General features: G+C 78.5%; 1 protein-coding gene. It reads right to left on the bottom strand.

Annotation, left to right across the window (positions count from 1 at the left end):
* Positions 1 to 95 precede the first annotated feature (95 nt).
* Positions 96 to 1289, bottom strand: coding sequence for an EfeM/EfeO family lipoprotein (locus tag ACSNOH_RS34560; protein ID WP_436725405.1), 1194 nt, complete (start codon positions 1287 to 1289; stop codon positions 96 to 98).
* Between the last annotated feature and the right edge of the window lie 879 nt (positions 1290 to 2168).

A 2168-nucleotide genomic window follows, 5' to 3' on the forward strand; every position in this document is an offset into this window, starting at 1 on the left:
CCTCCGCGGCGCCGGAGCGGGTGCGGGGGCGGCGAGCGTGGCCGTGGCGCCCGCCGCCAGCGCGCCGCGGAGGAGGCCGCGGCGGGGGACGGGCCTCACGGCGTCCTCCGTACGTCGCAGAGCGCGGCGACGGAGGCGAGGCGCTCGGTGAGGTCGCCGACGGCTGCGTTGATACGGGCCCGCTGCGTACGGGTCAGGCGGGACAGGGGTGTCCACCCGCCGTGGTGAGTCCGGGCGTGGGCGTCGAGGGTGCGGGCGAGGCGGGCGAGGCGGTGGTCGAGTTCCGGCAGGCCCGGGTAGCGGGTGCGCAGGAAGGGGCGGAGGCGGTCCAGGACGGCGCGGGTGGCGTCGAGGTGCGCGCGGGCGGTGGCCAGGGCGGAGCCGCTGCCGTAGTCGGTGCGGCCGGTCAGTTCGGCCCGCAGGGTGTCCTCCAGGATCTCGTGGGCGCGGCGGCCGAGATCGGCGGGGTCCATCCGGGTGGCGGCCCAGGCGGTCCGCAGGGCGCGCACGTCGTGGGCGAGGCGGTCGGCGGCGGGGAGCAGGCCGGCGGGGCGCTCGTGGTGCCAGAGGCCGTGCTCGACGCGGTGGAAGCCGGTGAAACCGGGGTCGCGCAGGCCGCGGGGCAGCCCGGCCGTGGTGCGGTCGACGGCCTCGCCCGCCTCGCCGAAGGCGTCGTAGGCGGCGCCGAGGCGGGCGTAGGCGAGGTGGGCGGTGAGCCAGCGGGCGCGGGCGGCGGGGACGTCGCCGGCGCGGACGGCCGCGCGCAGGGCGTCGGCCGCCGGCACGAGGCGGTCGAGGCGGGCGGTCACCCACTGCTGGTAGTCCAGGGCGGCCGGGACGAGGTCGTGCGCGGAGAGGGGCACGGCGGCGGGGCCGGCGTCGGGGCCGGCCGTGCGGCCGGGGATGCGGACGGGGATGCGGACGGCCGGGCCGGTGACGGGGTCGGCGTCCTCGCCGAAGCACACGAACGCGTACGTGCCGGCGCCGAGCCGCGCCCGCATGACCCGCTCGGCCCCGGGCGCGATCCCTTCGGCCTCGCCGAGGACGGCGCCGGTACGGGGGTCGGTGAGCTGGACCTCGGCCGCGGTGCCGGAGGTGTTGTGCAGGGTGAAGGCGTGCGTGCCGGGGCGGGGGTGCCGCCAGCCGTGCCCGCAGCGGTGCGGCGACGCGTCGACGCGGTCGCCGGCGGCGGGCGCGCGGGGCTCGGCGGCGCCGCCGCCGCATCCGGCGAGCACGAGCACGGCACCGCCGGCGACGACCGCGCGCCGCGACCCCCGACTACGCCTCACCGAACGCCTCCTCCGTCCCGGAACGATCCCGGCGGTGCCGGGGGGATGGTTGCCGCGGCAACCACCCCGGCGGTGCGGGGCCCGCCTCGGGCCGGTTCGGCACCGCCGGGCACCACCGCCGTGGTTGCCCGCCGCCGCGGCGGACGATGGTTGCCGCGGCAGCGGGCGAACAGCGGCAGGCACACGCCCGCACTCCTCCACCGCCGCCACGGCGCGCAACCACCAACGGCCATCCCGGCGGTGCCGGACCCGCTCAGGCCGGTTCGGCACCGCCGGACACCACCGCGGTGGCTGCTCACCGCCGCGGCGGAGGATGGTTGCCACGGCAGCGGCAAACAGCGGCAGGCACACGCCCGCACTCCTCACCCGCCGCCACGGCGCGCAACCACCAACAACCATCCCGGCGGTGCCGGACCCACCTCGGGCCGGTTCGGCACCGCCGGACACCACCGCCGTGGTTGCCCGCCGCCGCGGCGGAGAACGGTTGCCCCGGCGCGCAACCACCGGCAACCATCCCGGCGGTGCCGGGCCCGTCGAGCCGGCGCGTGGCCGGCAGAAGCAAACGCGGTCGAGTTACAGGGCGGCAGCCGTGCGTGCCGTGGTCCGGCGGCAAAGGTGCCCCGGAAGGCACCTTCATCCCCGAGCGTCCGCCGGACACGGCGCACCGCACCGCAGCCTCCCCGTGGTCCTCGACCGCATGATCAAGGCTAGGCGCCGGACCCCGCTCCGGTCGGGAAATACGCCCATAGATCACCCATTTGACAGGCCGTCACGCCGTCACGCCCACAGCCACACCCGCCGGTTCCGCGCCACGGTATGGATCCGCCGGGCGCGGTCCGGGTGCAGCACCCCGCCCCCCGCGCCCGGCGGATCCATACC

This window comes from Streptomyces sp. URMC 127 (assembly GCF_051386535.1).
Classification (GTDB): Bacteria; Actinomycetota; Actinomycetes; order Streptomycetales; family Streptomycetaceae; genus Streptomyces.